The following is a 16,087-nucleotide window of genomic DNA, read 5'->3' on the forward strand; positions in this document are numbered from 1 at the left end:
GTTTTGATTCGGCGGAGAATCAAGTCGCCTCGGAAAGGCGTAATTGCCCGTTTGCTAATATCGTCGCGAGCGGATGGCAAGTGGCATAGCCTGCTTCCACTTGGAGTAAGTCCTTGCGTGGCAAACGGCGCGCCCGCGCCAGCAGTAGCCGAATGACGCCTCCATGGGTCACCAACAAGACACGCTGTCCGGCGAAGCGGTGGGTCAACCGCGTCATCGCCTTGATGATTCGGCGATCGAAATGCGCCACCGGCTCACCGTCAGGTGGGGTGAATCCATACGGATCGTCCCAAAACCGCCCGAGGTCCGCAGCCTGATCGACCATGAGCTCGGCAGCGGTTCGACCCTCCCATTGACCGAAATCGAGCTCGCGCAGGTCCGCCTCGATTTCGAGCGGAAGCCCATTCTGTCGCGCCCACTCGCCTGCGAACCGCGCGCAACGCTGTAAGGGCGATGTAACGACGCAGTCATACCCGTCAAGCGCAGCGGCAGCGTCTTTCATCTGCATCAAACCCTCTTCGCTCAATGGCACATCCAGGCGACCGCGAAACCCTTGCGCCCCCTCCGTCATGCCATGGCGAAGCAACGTCCAGCGAACGCTCACGCCGGACGATCCGACACCGATGCCTCGGCGAAGGTCGCCATTTCGCCGTGCAGGGCACAGGCCTGGCGCAGTAAAGGAACGGCCAACGCAGCGCCGCTGCCCTCCCCGAGCCGCAGACCCAGTTCGAGCAAGGGGTCTGCACCTAACGCTGCAAGCACTGCCGCGTGCCCAGGTTCTGCCCCGCGATGCCCATAGAACAACCACGGCGCGACGCTAGGATTCATACGCACGGCGCATAACGCCGCGACGCTACTGATGAACCCGTCCACCAGGGCTGGTACGCCCGCTTGCGCACAGGCCAGATACGCTCCTGTCAGTGCCGCGATTTCGAATCCTCCTAGGCAACGCAACGCTTCGCTCGGCGCCGTTGCCTGCCGATGCCGCGCAAGGGCCGTCTCGATGACCTTGGTTTTATGCCCAACGCCCCGATCATCGAGCCCGGTTCCTGGACCGACCAGCCGAGCCGCAGGCACGCCAAGCAAGGCGCAGCCCAGCGCGCTGGCTGCGGTGGTATTGCCGATGCCCATTTCCCCGCCGATGAACAACTGTGCGCCATTGGTTTTGGCTCGTTCGACTGCCGCCCTGCCCGCACCCAACGCAGCGTCGAGTTGCGCTTCGCTCATGGCAGCCGCCTGGCACAGGTTCGCAGTTCCTGGGCCAAGGGCCAGTGACTGCACGCCAGACAGTGCGTCATAGGGATATGCCGTCCCCAGATCGATGACTTCCAGCGTCGCCCCAAGGTGCCGAGCGAGTACGCTGATGGCGGCACCGCCCTGCACGAAATTGCGCAGCATCTCGACCGTGACCGCTTGCGGATAGGCCGAAACACCCTCTGCCACGACACCATGGTCTCCAGCGAACACCGTGATCCAAAGTCGATCGAGCTCCGGTTTGACGGTACGTTGCAACCCAGCCAGACGTACCGCGATAGCCTCGAGTTGACCCAGCGAGCCCGTGGGTTTCGTCAGTTGCGCCTGGTGGGCGAGCGCCGAGGATTCGGTGTCGCCATCGGGCGTTTCACAGGGCGCTTGCCACCACAAACGATTCAAAACGGTTCTCCTTTCAACACCATGGGTAAACCCGCTATGCAAAACGCGACCCGACCAGCCCGCGCCGCCAACGCCTGGTGCAAGGTACCGGCTTCGTCGACATAGCGTCGGCTGAGTTCACCCATAGGCACAACGCCCAACCCAGTCTCGTTGCTCACCATAATCACCCGCCCAGGCAAGTGCTCGACGCAATCCAGTAGCGCATCGCGCTCGCGTGGCAGCGCGTCAGAATCATCGAGTAGCAGCAAGTTGGTTAGCCACAACGTCAAGCAATCCACGAGCAGGCAACGATCGGCGGCAGCGTGCTCGTGCAGAACGCGCGCGAGCGCGACGGGCTCTTCGACGAGCCCCCACTCCACCGGACGACGTGCCCGATGTCCCTCGATGCGAGCGTGCATCTCGCCGTCCAGTGACTGGCTGGTCGCGATATAGGTAACGGCCAATCCTGCCTCCGACGCCAGGCGTTCGGCCAGGCGACTCTTGCCCGAGCGCGCTCCGCCAAGAATGAGTTCAAACATAGGTCACTCCAGAAGCGGCCAGCGAGGGCCACGTAAGATGTCTAATCGGCAGCGATCCCGCACAGCGATTTGAGCAGCGCGGTATCCAGATGCCCGTCGACGAGATCGGCCAGGCGCTCAATTTCCCGCTCCCGGAGCGCGTGATAATCGAACGATTCGACCGTCGAAAGACCGGCCCAGCGTAACAACGCTTCGCACGCCGAAGGGGTCTCGAAGAGCCCATGAAGATAGGTGCCCATGACCTGCCCATCTTCACTGCAAGCCCCATCGCGACGCCCGTCGTCCAACCATACCGCTGGGCGCTCCAGGGCAGGCCCGTGGCAGACACCGGCGTGAATCTCATAACCACTGACTGCGCTGCTACCCAGGGTCAGTCGGCCTGTCACGTTGCGCAGCTGCTTTTGCGCCTCGAGCGACGTGTCCAGATCGAGAAAGCCAAATCCATCGCTCTCGCCTGCTGGGCCTTCCAAACCGCTGGCATCGATCACCCGCTTACCAAGCATCTGTAAACCGCCGCAGATACCCAGCACCTTACCGCCATAGCGCAGGTGGCGCTCGATCGCGGACTGCCAGCCATTGGCGCGTAGCCAGGCCAGATCGGCGCGTACACTTTTCGAGCCGGGAAGGATGATCAGATCGGCGGCGGGAATGGCCTCGCCGGCGGCTACGAAGGTGACGTTCACCTGAGGATGCAGGCGTAACGGATCGAAGTCCGTGTGGTTGCTCAGGCGCCGCAGTACTGGCACGACCACCTGGAGCACGGTTGGCGCAGCGTCGTCTGGAGCAGTTTGACGGCGATCGATGGCGTCTTCGGCTTCCAGATGGAAATGCGTGAGATAAGGCAAAACCCCCAGGACCGGTTTGCCGGTACGCGCTTCCAGCCAGTCCAGGCCCGGCCGCAATAGCGCGATGTCGCCGCGAAACCGATTGATGACGAAGCCGGCAACGCGCGCGCGCTCCGTTTCGGAAAGCAATTCCAGCGTGCCCACCAGGTGCGCGAAAACGCCCCCTTTGTCGATATCGGCAATCAGCAAGACCGGGCAGTCCACCGCTTCAGCGAAACCCATATTGGCGATATCGTTCGCGCGAAGATTGATTTCGGCGGGAGACCCAGCGCCTTCCACCATGACGACCCCATAGGATGCCGCCAGGCGCGCATGCGAGCTCAATGACGCCTCTCGGGCGATCTGCTTGTAATCGTGATACGTGACCGCATCCATGTTGCCCACGGCATGGCCGTGCACGATGACCTGGGCACCGGTGTCGCTGTTGGGTTTGAGCAACACCGGGTTCATGTCGGTATGGGGCGCCAATCCGCACGCCTGTGCCTGAACGGCCTGGGACCGGCCAATCTCACCGCCATCTGCGGTCACGGCGCTGTTGAGCGCCATGTTTTGCGGCTTGAAGGGTGCAACACTCACACCTTGTCGCTTGAGCCAACGGCATAACGCGGTCACCAGAGTGCTCTTTCCCGCATCCGACGTGGTGCCCTGAACCATTAGCGTACGTGCCGTCACGCCTCACTCTCCTGGAACGCGTGCAGCGCGCGATCCAGCCGCGTCCAAGCCGCTTCGTCCGCTGGCAAGCCGAAACGAACGCTCGCGGGTTGATGGAAAAGCCGAACGAGGATTCCCTGGGCAGCGAGAAAGCGATGCAGCTTTTCCGCGCGGCGCGTCACGCACCACTGAAACAAAGGACAGCCGCCGGTAGGCGGCAGGCCGTGCTCCGTCAGCAGGCTTGCAAGCCGTGCCCCGGCCTGATGCAACGAATCTCTCTGGCGCTGCTGCGCCGCGACATCGCGCAATTGATGAATGGCGACATGTCGCGTGGGTCCATTGACCGTCCAAGGCCCTAGCAAGCGCTCGAGACGATGCGACAGATCGCCATCGGCCAACACGAAACCCAGGCGTGCGCCGGCCATGCCGAAGAATTTGCCGAAGGAGCGCAGCACGACCAGCCCCGGTCGCGGGCAAAACGGTGCCAGGCTCGCTGTCGGCGTGCAGTCCATGAACGCCTCGTCGACGATGAGCCAACCGTTGCGCTCAGCCAACCGCGCATGCCACTCCAGCAACCGCTCGCTGGGGATCAGCCGGCCGGTGGGGTTGTTCGGATTGATGACCAGCAGGACGTCAAGGCGCTCGATTGCCCGAGGGACACCCGCTTCGGTCAACTCCAACAATGAGTGACCTTCGCGCTTCCAGGCATGCGCGTGCTCTGCATAACACGGTGAGACGATCCCGATCCGCGCCTGCCGGCGAATCTGCGGTAGCGCCTGGATCGCTGCCTGAGAGCCCGCGACGGGCAATGCGTGCGGCACGCCGTAATACGCAGCGGCCGCCTCGCGAAGCTCGTCATCGGGTTCGGGAAGGCGATTCCAGACGGCGGTAGGTATTGGCGGGATCGGCAACCCGGCAGGTGCGATGCCCGTGGACAGGTCCATCCACTCCGCGAGTGGAATCCCGAATTGCTTGGCTGCTGCTCGCAGCCGCCCACCGTGTTCCAGCACTATCAGCCTCCAAGCATGAGCAGCAGGACCCACAATCCCACGCCTAACCAAACGATATTGATCGCACGCTCAATATCGCGTGCGCGCGGCGCTGGGCCCTCCCCCAGCGCTGGACGAACATGTAACTCGCCGTGATAGATCGCTACGCCGCCCAGGGTAACACCCAGCGCACCAGCGCCCGCGGCCATGACGGGGCCCGCATTGGGACTGTCCCAGCGATGCCCCTGGCGCAGCCAGCAGGCCAGGCCTCCACGAAAACGCCCACAGACTGAATAGGTCAGTGCAACCAAACGGGCCGGGATCAGGTTGAGCACGTCGTCAATTCGCGCAGCCGCCCAGCCGAAGCGCTCGTAGCGTGGATTTCGATAGCCCCACATGGCATCCAGCGTATTGCTGAGGCGGTACAGCACCACACCCGGCGCGCCCGCGACAGCAAACCAGAACAAGGCGGCAAAAATGGCATCGCTGCCATTCTCCAACACCGACTCGGTCGCGGCGCGAGCAACGCCCTCTTCGTCTAAGGCCGTCGTGTCGCGGCTCACGACCCGCCCAACCAAGCGGCGTGCTTCATCGAGCTGTCCGAGGCGTAGCGCCTGGGCAACGGGCAAGAGGTGCTCGGTCAGGCTGCGTAGGCCCAAGGCGAAATAAAGGCATGCCACTTCCACGACCGCTCCGAAATAAGGGACAAGGCTCAGCAGCCAGACGACCAGGGTTAGCGGAATCACCGCAAGGCACCAGGCACTGACGCCATGGCTGCGCCAGCCGCGTCCAGGCTCACCCGACGTCACACCACCATTGAAACGGCGCTCGAGGCTGTTCGCCCACCCCCCGAAGATCACCAAGGGGTGCCGACGCCGGGGCTCACCTAATGCAATATCCAGTGCGACACCGGCCGCGACCGCGATACCCAGACTCATGAGCGTCCCCCAAGAGACTTGCAGTAAGGTCGGGACAACGGATAGCGAGCGGGCTCAGTGGCGCTCATCGCGAAGATCATCAGTTTTCCCAGCCATTGGTGAATACGAATTCTTCGAGCGGCCGCGCATCCGCCCATCCCTCGAGCTCCAGCATGGGTGCTGGATAAAAACTATCCACGGGCCCAAGGCAAAGCACCGCGACCGGCCGCGCTCCAGCAGGCATGCTCAACAAGTCGGCCAGCGCGACGGGGTCGAATAACGACACCCACCCCATGCCGAGCCCCTCTGCGCGCGCCGCGAGCCATAGGTTCTGGATAGCGCACGCCAATGACGCAAGGTCCATTTCAGGAAGCGTGCGTCTGCCGAAGATGTGCCGCTCGCGACCGTCCATGAGTGCAGCGACGATGAGCTCGGCGCATTCCTCGATACCTTCCACTTTTAGCGCCATGAACGCATCGGAGCGCTCCCCCAGCGCTTCGGCGGTGCGCACTCGCTCGGCTTCCACCAGCCCCTTGATGGCGGATCGTAGTGTCGGCTGAGTAATACGCACGAAACGCCAAGGCTGCATCAAGCCCACGCTTGGCGCCTGATGAGCGGCCATTAGCAGGCGCTTGAGCACATCGGGCGCGACCGAACCTCCATTGAAGTGGCGCATGTCACGCCGCTCACCTATCGCGCGGTAAAGCGCGGCCCGTTCCTCGGGGCTGAATGCGTGATCAGTCATGTGCGAAGAATGCCGCTGCGGCCTGCAAGTCGGACGCGAAGTAGAAGTGAATATAGGATGCGGTGAGCCGCCCCGAGCGATAGACCGCCTCGGCGACCCGCCGATGATTCGGGCACTCTCCGCGAGCGAATGCCGCGACTGACGTTTGTAGCACTGAATGGTGGAAGGTGTGCCCGCGCAAGGTGCCCTCGGCAAGCGTTACGCTCTGCAAGGCCAAGGCGGCCAGGCGCGTCTGCATGTGTGCTTCACCGGGGAGCAAGCCCACCATTGCCCCGCTCGTCCCATGCTTGTCGGTCAGGGCATCGAGCAAGTAAAGCATGCCGCCGCATTCCGCCAGAATGGGCTTACCGGCAGCATGGTGCGCCCTAATTGCCGCCTTCATCCCAGCGTTCGCCGCCAGCCGCGCGATATGCAGCTCGGGGTAGCCACCAGGAAGGTAGAGACTGTCAACCTCTGGCAGCGTCTCGTCCGCCAATGGAGAGAAATAGACGAGCTCTGCTCCCATCCGCCGTAGCTCATCCACGTTCGACGAGTAAAGGAATGCGAACGCCGCGTCGTGTGCGATGCCTATGCGAACCCCGGCCAAGCAAGGCGCTGCAGGGCGCAGCGCCGGTGGCGCGAACGAGACTGGTTCTGGCAATGCCATCGAAACGGAGGCTTCCAGGGCATCGGCTGCGGCATCGAGACGGGCGTCCAGGTCATTCAGCTCGGACGCCTGAACCAAGCCCAGGTGCCGACTGGGTAATTGCGCCTCGTGGGTCCTCGGCAGGGCGCCGAACCAGCGCAAGGAAGGGGGCAGGCAATCGCGAAGTATCTCCCCATGGCGAACACTGCCGACGCGGTTAGCCAATACACCGGCCATTGGCAAACCAGGGCGATAAGTCGCAAGCCCATGTGCAATCGCGGCGAAGGTCTGCGCCATTGCACCGGCATCGATAATGGTGAGCACCGGGATTTCGAAGCGACAGGCCAGATCAGCCGCCGAGGGCTGGCCGTCGTACAGCCCCATCACGCCTTCGACGAGGATGAGGTCCGCTTCACCCGCGGCCTCCCACAGCAACCGCCGCGACTCGCTCTCGCCGATCATCCACAGATCGATCTGGTAAACGGTACTACCACTGGCGCGCGCAAGAATGGTGGGGTCGAGAAAGTCAGGGCCACACTTGAACACGCGGACCTTCAGTCCCCGGCGGCTGTAGGCCCGAGCCAATGCGGCGGTAACCGTGGTCTTGCCCTGCCCCGACGCGGAGGCAGAGATCAAGAGTGCGGGGCACGCACGGGCATTCACGGGCGGGACTCCGGACACAAGGAAAACATAAGCTCAATCGTCGGTAGGTCGTTCAAACGTTGATCCCTGCCGCATATCCTGCAGCCGGCAATGGACAGTTGCGCCTGCCTTGGCGCGATCGAAAGGGGTGGGCTCATCGGTCACCGTACCGACCGGCACGAGCATCCAGCGCGAGGCCTCGCAGGCGCGGCGTCACCACAACGGGCATCCATTGCGGATCTTCAACGGCATCTCGCCAGCATAGCCGCGAGTCGCGCGAGGCGCGCAGCCTAGTTGATGCACTCGACAAGTGCAATTGCGCAGCTATACCCGCCAATTCACAAGACCGTTCGCCTTGCTTGGAACGCTTGCAGCGCTCAGGCTTCGAATAAACGATGCGAACCAGGATTGCGACTTACGATGACCACCACGCTGCTGCAGATCTCCGACACTCACTTCGGCACGGAACAACCGGCAGTCGTTGCTGCATTGGAAGCCCACGTCAGGGAATTCGGTGCCAACCTGCTGATCCTGTCCGGGGACATCACCCAGCGCGCGCGCGAAAGCCAATTCGCCGCTGCGCAAGCATTCATCCAGCGGCTCGAAGGCTACGGTGTTCCCCATACGCTGGTCATTCCTGGCAACCATGACATCCCGCTGTACAATTTGCCCGTGCGTTTCCTCCAACCCTATCGGAATTACCGACGTCACTTCGGGCGCGACCTCGAGCCCATCTTCGAAAACGACGAACTGCTGGTCATCGGGCTCAACACTACGCACCCAAGTCGCCACAAGGACGGCCTCGTCACCTCGTCGCAGGTACGCAAGGTTGCAGAACGGCTGCAGCGGTGCGCACCGGACAAGCTACGGATCGTCGTCGCGCACCAGCCGTTCGGCTCCATGGAAATCAGCGACCTGAGCAATTTGCAGCACGGCGCACTCGCCGCCTTGCTGCGTTGGGCGGATTGCGGCCTCGATCTCGTCATGGGTGGGCACATCCACCTTCCCTACGTTTTGCCGCTGAGCAATCAGTACCCGAGCCTCTCGAGGGAGGTCTGGATCGTGCAGGCCGGTACGACCTTATCGTCGCGCGTACGTGGCACGAGCCCGAACTCTTTCAATCGCGTTCTGGTCGAGCCGAATCGGCAAGTTCGGGTCGAGCGCTGGGACTTCCAAGACGGAGAGTTCGTCCTCGGCGCCGATTTCGACCTGCACTGGCCGACCAGCCACGCCGCGGAAAGCGGGCACGCACGATAGCTAAATCGCGCCACTCGCTAACGCCTGCAACAATTCTCCTATCAACTGGCCGCCGTAGTTATTTAACGCTGTCGGCGGACGCCGTTTTGTCGGGCTCGACGCGAATGTCGTCACTTAATTGACGAATGGCGGTTTTTCTCAGTTCGTTAGCCTGCTAAAAGTCCCGCCTTTGTTATTGCGGTCGCTTCGGATTCACCTGTCTGGACCGAGACGCACCGAGGCGGGGGCATGGAGCTGTCGCTGAATACACCAACACGGTAAGGAGCCGAATGATGCGCCGATACGTATGGGGCGTGATGGCGTTGTGGCTGAGTGGCTGTTCCACTTTCGTCGATCAAAAGCCTGAAAAGCACGAGCTGGGCGACTTTGACCTGACCATGGGGGCTTCGCCTGCGCGGAGCATGGCCCAGGGCCTCGTGCAGCCGAAAGCAGCCGGCACGTTCCATGGCGGACTTGACGTCAGTCATACCAGCGGTTGGTATTTTGGGCAGTGGGCGGCGAACCTTTCCCCGACCGACGATGCGCAACTCAAGCTCGACAGTTATGCCGGTTACAAGCAACCCCTAGGTGACTTCATTGGGTATGAATTAGGGACGTTGGTTCACAGCTATCCATCGACCAGTACCGACGGTGTTGAAGAGTACTACGCGGGATTGTCGATTTTTGGGAATCGCCTCGGCGCCTCGTTCTCCCTCAAGCCAGATCGGCAAGACCATACGTTGCTCGCGGCGCTGGATACGCTGGATCGGCTCGGCTTCGGCATGACCGTGAAGTACAGCACCCATGCACTGAACGAGCCGATTTTGCTGAACGGCCAGGGCTACGTTCGCACCTTCGATGACTGGTCGCTCAATCTTTCTCGGGCCTGGCTCGGCTTCAACCTCAACATGTCGTACTCGGACTCGAGCATGACGACCGGTCAGTGCACGGTTTATTCAGGCGTCAACTCGTATTGCGAAGGTCTGGTTCAGTTCAAGGCATCCCGCAGCCTGTAAGGCGGGACGCCTGGCCGATCGACCGCGCGCGTTACAGCCGGTCCTTGTCGAAATGGTCGAAGTTGATAGGGTCGCCCGGCTCGATATCCAGCTGGCGGCGAATATCTTCGAACATCTGGTCGTACTCATCGTGCTGCGTGAGCACCAACCCGCTCTCGGCCGTCAGTCCACGTTTCGCCGCAAGCCCGCACGCCACGCTGGCGAAATCGAAAGCCGAGTCGCGATGCAGTTCGAACGCGTCCTCGAATGGTTCGCCGTCGACGTTGCCCAGCACGCGCACGCTCAGCATCGGACCTTCGGCGGCGTCCTGCCGTATTTCGTAGTGCAGATCCAAGGTAAATGCCCGATGTTGCGGTGCGGACGGTAGATGCGCGATATGCAAATGTCCGGGCGAAAACATAAGGTCCTCCTGTCTCTCGACGTATTGGATGATCAAGCCTGGGGTCGTTCCCGTTGTGCAAAGCGGTCTTGGACCAGCACCCACGGCGCGAGCACGACGGCCCAAAGATCATTCTCCTGCTCTGCCAGCCGACGCGCAGTGTCATCGTCAAGTTTGCGCAGAACGCCCTGTTGCAGCCACGCCTGGACGTCCTGCGCGCGGTTTTCGGCAATCGCCACCGCAATCGCGACGAGGTCCTGACCTGGAGCGACCCACATCAAGGCACCACGCGCAAAAAAGGGCTGTAGTTCAGACCACTGAATTCTCGCCGTTTCGCCGAGCAATTTGGCATACAACGTTTCATCGACTTCGCTCATGAGCACCTCGTTTAAAACGCCATTGTAGGCATCGCAGGTCTGCATCGCGACTTAACTGAACATACGCAGGCGGGCTCTTTCCTTCAGGAGATGCTCACGCTAACTTGATATCTCCTTCGACCCACGGAGATGCGCATGGCATCCAGCGACGACCTGCTTCTCGATAATCAGCTGTGCTTTGCGCTCTACTCCACCTCGCTACTCATGACCAAGGTCTACAAACCCTTACTGTCAAAGTTGGACCTGACTTATCCGCAGTACCTGGCAATGCTGTCGTTGTGGGAGACCGACGGTCTCACCGTCAGTGAACTCAGCAGCCGCATGCTCACCGACCCGGGATCGGTCACGCCCTTGTTGAAGCGCCTGGAAAACGAAGGGTTGATTTCACGCACACGCAGCAGCCGCGATGAGCGTGTCGTTGAGCTCAGATTGACCGACAAAGGGCGGCAGCTGAAGCAGAAGGCCGATGACATTCCCCAGTGCATTCTGAATGCCTGCGATATCGATCGAAAGAGCCTCGCACGGCTACGCCAGCAGGTCGTTGACCTCCGTCAGCGCTTGCAACGTTCCGTTTGATTTCTCAGATCGGTCGGTAACGAATATTTTATATTGCGCGCAAACTATTTGCGAACTATATTAATTCGTACATTTACGCCACTGGAGATTCATGTCATGTCTATCGAGAACGTTTTATACCGTGCATCCGCCGAAGCCACCGGAGGCCGCGATGGCCGTGCCATCTCGTCCGATGGCATCCTCGATGTTGCATTGACCACACCCAAAGCACTGGGCGGTGCCGGCGGACAAGGCACGAATCCTGAGCAGTTGTTCGCTGCCGGCTATTCCGCCTGTTTTTTGGGCGCAATGAAGTTCGTTGCGGCGCGTGACAAGCATCAACTGCCGGCTGATACCTCAGTCGAAGGCACGGTAGGCATTGGCGCCATTCCTGATGGCTTCGGTATCGAAGTAGCGCTCGCAATTACGCTGCCTGGCCTAGATCGTGAGGAAGCGCGCCAGATCGTCGACAAAGCACACATCGTTTGCCCTTACTCCAACGCGACCCGAGGCAACATCGACGTGACGCTGACAATCGTCTGAACGTAGGGGCCTGATACAGCAAATACCCCGAACCTCCGCTGGCAATGTGAAGTCTTAACTACACACACCAACGGAGGAACGGCATATGTTGAAATTTCTAGGCGGTACCGTAGGCATCATTTTCTTGATTGGGCTGCTGGTCGTAATCGGGATTTTCTCGCTGATCTTCTGATCGGCGTCAGCGCTCGGTGCCATGCTATCCATGCGCCGAGCCCACAAAAAAAACGACTCGTTCAGCGAGTCGTTTTTTTATTTCTGCGACGGACTATGTGTCCAGCTGCTTACCCGGGCGCGCCTTCTTCAATTCTGCAACGAGCGCTTCGGTCAGCGCTTCCACGGTGTATGGCTTGGATAACACTCGGAATCCGTAGTCCTCGGGCGTTCGCTCACTGAATCCCGTAGCGAGCAATATGGGCAAACCCGGGCTCAACTGACGCAGCGCCTGAGCGAGTCCAATACCGTCCAATGTGCCTGGCATTACGATGTCGGAAAAGACCATGTCGAAGCGCTGCGAAGAGGCCTCATCGACCGCGAGCGTTTCACGGTATCGGGCCAAGGCCTCGTCTCCATCAGCCGCGACCTCGAGATCGAAGCCTAACTCTCTCAACGTTGGTGCAAGCACTTCTCTGACTAGCGGGTCATCATCGACCAACAATAAACGCGCGCCTCTGGAGATCTGCGTTGTCGGCGCCTCATCCGCTGGGATTACGGCCTGCAAGTGACGGCGCTCGGGTAGCAGGATTGCAATACGACACCCGCTCCCAACCGTGCTGTGCAGGTGAACACAGCCGTTCGAGGATTTTGCGAACGCATACACTTGAGCAAGCCCCAACCCAGTACCTTCACCTACGGGCTTCGTAGTGAAGAAAGGCTCGAACGCCTTCGCCTGTGTTTCCTCGCTCATCCCACAGCCGCTGTCCGCAACGCAGAGTTTTAGATAGCCCGCTTCGGCCGGCGCAATACCGTAGGGTTCGCAGGTTTGCGCTGTGCGCTCCAGGCTGATACGAATCTGTCCGCCTTCGGGCATGGCGTCGCGTGCATTGAACACCAGGTTCAATATCGCGAGCTCGCATTGCAGCGGATCGACATAGACCGGCCACGCGCCTTCCGGGATTTGCATTTCGAGCCGAATACGACTGGGCAGCGCTCCCTCTAACAACTCGCCCATGCCCAGAAGCAATTCACGGAGGTCTACCGACGCCGTCTCGTCGACTTTGTGACGACCAAACGCCATCAACTGCCGGGTCAATTTGGTACCGCGGATGACCGAGCGATTGCAGGCATCGATCGCCTTCTGGCCACGTGGATCGGTGTTGGTCATGCCCGCCAGTTGCAGCCCCGTAGTAAGCGTCTGCAGCAGGTTGTTGAAGTCGTGGGCGATGCCGCCGGTGAGACGACCAAGCGCCTCGAGTTTCTGACCCTGCTGAAGCGCCTTCAGGGAACGCTCAGCCTGATCCACGGCATCGGCTACTCGCACTTCCAGTTCGCGGTTGGCATTCTGAATTCGCGCACTCGCTTGCGCGAGTACCTGCGCGGTGCGATCGGTTTCGATCAGCCCCGTAGTGAATGGCGCAACGGGCTCTCCCCTCCCCATCGCCTGCGCCGTTTCATCCAGCATGCGCAAGGGCGTGCTGATCTTACGTCCGACCCAGAACGCCAGTGCGATCGCTATACCCAGCAAAAGCAGGCAGCCTATTCCTACCATCGCCGCCGCGCGCAGCGTACTGCGCCGGATCTCACTGTGCGGCATACCAATCACCACCGACCAACCAGATGCTGGGGCGCGACTGAAAAAGGACAACCTCGGCACGCCCTCCAGCGATACCGAGTCGTAGAAACCCTCGGGGTTAAGGGTGTCGAGGGCTTGAGCGTTCTTGACCTTGCGACCAATGAACTGGTCACCACCGATATTGCGAGACACGATGTGGCCCTGCCGGTCGACAACGACGCCCAACCAGCCGTCGGGCAAACTTTGCGCCGCCAAGACGTCTCCTATCTGACTCGCGAACGACCCCATCGCGATGTAATACACCACACGCCCATCGCGTATGACGGGCCGCCGGACCGAGAAACTGTAACGTTGGCCGATGGGCGCCATGTACAGATCGCTAACGGGCAGAGCCAAGTCTTCGGATGAAGGAGCGGTGATATCGAAGCTGCTGCGTCCTGGCAATTGCGAACCGAACGGTCGCCGCGTATTGAGCAGCTGCCGTCCTTGTGCGTCGAAGATGATGATTGAGTTTTCCAGCGATCGAGCGACTGCAGACGCCTGCTCGTAAAACGCCTGGAGATCGCCGTCGAGCAACGACTTGGAAGCCGCCAGCGTCGTGATGATGGCGTCTCGACGAGACAACTCGCCGTCGATTGCCAACGCCAACGCACGCGTGGCTTCGCGCATTCCCATCTCGACGCGCGCCAACTGCTCCTGATAAACGAAGCGTATGGCAAGGATCGAAGCCAGAAAGGCGGGCGCCAGCACGGCAAGGACGAGCAGGATGAGCCGGGAGCGGATCGACACGTTCTAGAGACCGATTCGAGTTAGCCATCACTGGCATGCGTTGAACGAAGCTTAGCAGGCCTCAGTGTCACGACGCTTTTTTTGGGCGTTTCATTCGCACCGTTTTACCTCAATTCTTCAGCCGATACCCGGTCCGAAAAATCCACGCGATGAGCGTGATGCACACCGCTAGAAAACCGAGCGTCATCGCCAAGCTGACACCGACGTGAACGTCCGAAACACCGTAAAAGCTCCAGCGGAATCCGCTGATGAGGTACACCACGGGGTTGAACAGTGTGATCTTCTGCCACAGCTCCGGCAGCATGCCGATGGAATAGAAGCTACCGCCGAGGAACGTCAAAGGGGTGACCACCAGCGCTGGAACGATCTGCAGTTTCTCCCAACCATCGGCCCAGATACCGATGATGAATCCAAACAAGCTGAAGGTCACTGCGGTGAGCAGAAGGAACGCCACCATCCAGAGCGGATGAAGAATGTCGAAGTCCACGAACAAACGAGCCGTCGATAAAATCACCACACCGAGGATCACGGACTTCGTGGCCGCAGCGCCGACATAACCAATCACGATCTCGAGATAAGAAACCGGCGCAGACAGCACCTCGTAGATCGTCCCGGAGTATTTCGGCATGTAGATGCCGAAGGACGCGTTAGAGATGCTTTCAGTCAGCAATGCCAGCATGATCAGGCCCGGCACGATGAAGGCGCCATAGCTCACGCCTTGAATCTGGTTCATGCTCGAGCCGATCGCGGAACCGAACACCACGAAATAGAGCGAGGTCGTGATGACGGGCGTCGCGATGCTCTGTAGCAGCGTGCGCCAAGTGCGAGCCAGCTCGAATAGGTAAATGGCGCGTATTGCGTAGAAATTCATAGATTCACTCGCTCCGTTCCGACACGAGACTGACGAAGATATCTTCCAGCGAGCTTTCGCTCGATTGCAGGTCCTTGAACGCAATGCCCTGCTGGGCGAGCTCCTGCAAGAGTTCGGCGACACCCGTCTCATCGCGTTGCCCGTCGAAGGTGTACACCAGCGTGTAACCATCGTCTCGCAGGCTGAGATCGTCGCGAACCAACGCATCCGGCAGTGCGTGCAGCGGGTGCTGCAGGTGCACGGTCAGTTGCTTCTTGCCGAGCTTGCGCATCAGCGTCGCCTTGTCTTCCACCAGAATGATCTCGCCTTTGCGAATCACACCGATGCGGTCGGCCATCTCTTCGGCTTCTTCGATGTAATGCGTGGTCAGGATGATCGTTACGCCGCGCTCGCGCAGCTTGCGGACCATTTCCCACATGTTTCGCCGAAGCTCAACGTCAACGCCAGCGGTGGGTTCATCCAGGAACAGGATTTCGGGCTCGTGGGATAGCGCTTTGGCAATCATCACCCGGCGCTTCATGCCGCCCGACAGCTCGAAAATACGCGCGTCGCGCTTCTCCCAAAGCGACAGGTCCTTGAGAAGTTGCTCGAGGTAACCCGCATTCGCCGGCTTACCGAATAGGCCGCGGCTGAATTTGACGGTTGCCCACACGCTCTCGAATCCTTCGTTGAAGAGTTCTTGCGGCACGAGCCCGATTTTCGAGCGTGCCGCCCGGTAGTCGCGAACGATGTCATTACCTGCGACCTGCACGCGACCTTCACCTGGGTTTACGATCCCACAGATGATGCTGATGAGGGTGGTCTTGCCAGCGCCGTTTGGACCGAGCAGCGCGAAGATTTCACCTTTGCGGATGTCCAGATCGATCGTTTTGAGCGCTGAGTGACCTGAGGCGTACGTCTTATTCAACCCTTGAATCGAAATAACCGGTTGCACGGACAGGCCTCGCGAAAGAAAACGTTACATGGTAGAGCGTTTCGTTTAAATTTTCACGGCTGGACTGGCCCGA

At 60.4% G+C, this 16,087-nt stretch carries 18 protein-coding genes; 5 read left to right on the top strand and 13 right to left on the bottom strand.

Translation table 11 applies throughout. The features are described 5' to 3' along the window. Positions 1-19: 19 nt before the first annotated feature. From IEY47_RS07450 to IEY47_RS07485, 8 genes are all read right to left on the bottom strand, one after another. Positions 20-604, bottom strand: coding sequence for a histidine phosphatase family protein (locus IEY47_RS07450; RefSeq protein ID WP_188982538.1), 585 nt, complete (start codon positions 602-604; stop codon positions 20-22). Then, positions 601-1,653: a nicotinate-nucleotide--dimethylbenzimidazole phosphoribosyltransferase gene (cobT, locus tag IEY47_RS07455; protein ID WP_188982539.1), complete on the bottom strand. Its 1,053-nt coding sequence runs from the start codon at positions 1,651-1,653 to the stop codon at positions 601-603. Before cobT ends, IEY47_RS07450 begins: the two co-directional genes overlap by 4 nt. Continuing rightward, positions 1,650-2,171, bottom strand: coding sequence for a bifunctional adenosylcobinamide kinase/adenosylcobinamide-phosphate guanylyltransferase (gene cobU / locus IEY47_RS07460; protein ID WP_188982540.1), 522 nt, complete (start codon positions 2,169-2,171; stop codon positions 1,650-1,652). Before cobU ends, cobT begins: the two co-directional genes overlap by 4 nt. A gap of 41 nt (positions 2,172-2,212) precedes the next feature. Then, positions 2,213-3,670 carry a cobyric acid synthase gene (locus IEY47_RS07465; protein ID WP_188982940.1) on the bottom strand — a complete coding sequence of 486 codons (1,458 nt, stop codon included), beginning with the start codon at positions 3,668-3,670 and terminating at the stop codon, positions 2,213-2,215. Positions 3,671-3,684: 14 nt separating this feature from the next. Beyond that, positions 3,685-4,677, bottom strand: a complete 993-nt coding sequence (cobD, locus tag IEY47_RS07470; protein WP_188982541.1) for a threonine-phosphate decarboxylase CobD — start codon at positions 4,675-4,677, stop codon at positions 3,685-3,687. Between the two features lie 2 nt (positions 4,678-4,679). After that, entirely contained in the window at positions 4,680-5,594 is a 915-nt protein-coding gene (gene cbiB, locus IEY47_RS07475; protein ID WP_188982542.1) for an adenosylcobinamide-phosphate synthase CbiB, read from the bottom strand. Positions 5,595-5,673: 79 nt separating this feature from the next. Beyond that, positions 5,674-6,318, bottom strand: coding sequence for a 5,6-dimethylbenzimidazole synthase (gene bluB / locus IEY47_RS07480; protein ID WP_188982543.1), 645 nt, complete (start codon positions 6,316-6,318; stop codon positions 5,674-5,676). Next, on the bottom strand, positions 6,311-7,606 hold the full coding sequence (locus IEY47_RS07485; RefSeq protein ID WP_188982544.1) for a cobyrinic acid a,c-diamide synthase CobB: 1,296 nt from the start codon (positions 7,604-7,606) through the stop codon (positions 6,311-6,313). The genes bluB and IEY47_RS07485 overlap by 8 nt, the downstream gene beginning before the upstream one ends. A 399-nt stretch (positions 7,607-8,005) precedes the next feature. Between IEY47_RS07485 and IEY47_RS07490 the strand changes: the two genes are divergently transcribed. Together IEY47_RS07490 and IEY47_RS07495 are read left to right on the top strand one after the other, a co-directional pair. Then, complete coding sequence (locus IEY47_RS07490; RefSeq protein ID WP_188982545.1) at positions 8,006-8,842, top strand: metallophosphoesterase family protein; 837 nt, start codon at positions 8,006-8,008, stop codon at positions 8,840-8,842. 269 nt (positions 8,843-9,111) lie between these two features. After that, positions 9,112-9,837, top strand: coding sequence for a TorF family putative porin (locus tag IEY47_RS07495; RefSeq protein ID WP_188982546.1), 726 nt, complete (start codon positions 9,112-9,114; stop codon positions 9,835-9,837). A 31-nt stretch (positions 9,838-9,868) separates the two neighbouring features. On the opposite strand, the gene IEY47_RS07500 is transcribed toward IEY47_RS07495, so the two are convergent. Then, on the bottom strand, positions 9,869-10,237 hold the full coding sequence (locus tag IEY47_RS07500) for a DUF5064 family protein (protein WP_188982547.1): 369 nt from the start codon (positions 10,235-10,237) through the stop codon (positions 9,869-9,871). Between the two features lie 32 nt (positions 10,238-10,269). Next, complete coding sequence (locus IEY47_RS07505) at positions 10,270-10,593, bottom strand: DUF2288 domain-containing protein (protein ID WP_188982548.1); 324 nt, start codon at positions 10,591-10,593, stop codon at positions 10,270-10,272. A 129-nt stretch (positions 10,594-10,722) separates the two neighbouring features. Between IEY47_RS07505 and IEY47_RS07510 the strand changes: the two genes are divergently transcribed. The 3 genes from IEY47_RS07510 to IEY47_RS20865 all read left to right on the top strand — a co-directional run bounded on the left by IEY47_RS07510 (position 10,723) and on the right by IEY47_RS20865 (position 11,863). Further along, complete coding sequence (locus IEY47_RS07510) at positions 10,723-11,169, top strand: MarR family winged helix-turn-helix transcriptional regulator (RefSeq protein ID WP_188982549.1); 447 nt, start codon at positions 10,723-10,725, stop codon at positions 11,167-11,169. Between the two features lie 96 nt (positions 11,170-11,265). Beyond that, positions 11,266-11,691 (top strand): organic hydroperoxide resistance protein, encoded by a 426-nt coding sequence (locus tag IEY47_RS07515; RefSeq protein WP_188982550.1) that lies wholly within the window; start codon positions 11,266-11,268, stop codon positions 11,689-11,691. 85 nt (positions 11,692-11,776) lie between these two features. Continuing rightward, positions 11,777-11,863 (top strand): small membrane protein YohP, encoded by an 87-nt coding sequence (locus IEY47_RS20865; RefSeq protein WP_444544326.1) that lies wholly within the window; start codon positions 11,777-11,779, stop codon positions 11,861-11,863. Between the two features lie 93 nt (positions 11,864-11,956). Here IEY47_RS20865 and IEY47_RS07520 read toward each other — a convergent pair whose 3' ends face one another. From IEY47_RS07520 to IEY47_RS07530, 3 genes are all read right to left on the bottom strand, one after another. Continuing rightward, a complete protein-coding gene (locus IEY47_RS07520) occupies positions 11,957-14,209 on the bottom strand; it encodes a hybrid sensor histidine kinase/response regulator (RefSeq protein WP_188982551.1) in 2,253 nt (750 codons plus the stop codon). Between the two features lie 109 nt (positions 14,210-14,318). Then, positions 14,319-15,080, bottom strand: a complete 762-nt coding sequence (locus IEY47_RS07525) for an ABC transporter permease (protein ID WP_188982552.1) — start codon at positions 15,078-15,080, stop codon at positions 14,319-14,321. Between the two features lie 4 nt (positions 15,081-15,084). Then, positions 15,085-16,014 (bottom strand): ABC transporter ATP-binding protein, encoded by a 930-nt coding sequence (locus tag IEY47_RS07530; protein ID WP_188982553.1) that lies wholly within the window; start codon positions 16,012-16,014, stop codon positions 15,085-15,087. Positions 16,015-16,087: the final 73 nt, after the last annotated feature.

Source organism: Pseudomonas matsuisoli (genome assembly GCF_014647635.1).
Taxonomy (GTDB): Bacteria; Pseudomonadota; Gammaproteobacteria; order Pseudomonadales; family Pseudomonadaceae; genus Pseudomonas_P; species Pseudomonas_P matsuisoli.

Coding starts and splice junctions, on each gene's coding strand:
- IEY47_RS07465 (WP_188982940.1), bottom strand. CDS start 3,670: ATGGTTCAGGGCACCACGTCGGATGCGGGAAAGAGCACTCTGGTGACC.
- bluB (WP_188982543.1), bottom strand. CDS start 6,318: ATGACTGATCACGCATTCAGCCCCGAGGAACGGGCCGCGCTTTACCGC.
- cobU (WP_188982540.1), bottom strand. CDS start 2,171: ATGTTTGAACTCATTCTTGGCGGAGCGCGCTCGGGCAAGAGTCGCCTG.
- IEY47_RS20865 (WP_444544326.1), top strand. CDS start 11,777: ATGTTGAAATTTCTAGGCGGTACCGTAGGCATCATTTTCTTGATTGGG.
- IEY47_RS07490 (WP_188982545.1), top strand. CDS start 8,006: ATGACCACCACGCTGCTGCAGATCTCCGACACTCACTTCGGCACGGAA.
- IEY47_RS07500 (WP_188982547.1), bottom strand. CDS start 10,237: ATGTTTTCGCCCGGACATTTGCATATCGCGCATCTACCGTCCGCACCG.
- IEY47_RS07505 (WP_188982548.1), bottom strand. CDS start 10,593: ATGAGCGAAGTCGATGAAACGTTGTATGCCAAATTGCTCGGCGAAACG.
- cbiB (WP_188982542.1), bottom strand. CDS start 5,594: ATGAGTCTGGGTATCGCGGTCGCGGCCGGTGTCGCACTGGATATTGCA.
- IEY47_RS07495 (WP_188982546.1), top strand. CDS start 9,112: ATGATGCGCCGATACGTATGGGGCGTGATGGCGTTGTGGCTGAGTGGC.
- IEY47_RS07525 (WP_188982552.1), bottom strand. CDS start 15,080: ATGAATTTCTACGCAATACGCGCCATTTACCTATTCGAGCTGGCTCGC.
- IEY47_RS07510 (WP_188982549.1), top strand. CDS start 10,723: ATGCGCATGGCATCCAGCGACGACCTGCTTCTCGATAATCAGCTGTGC.
- IEY47_RS07515 (WP_188982550.1), top strand. CDS start 11,266: ATGTCTATCGAGAACGTTTTATACCGTGCATCCGCCGAAGCCACCGGA.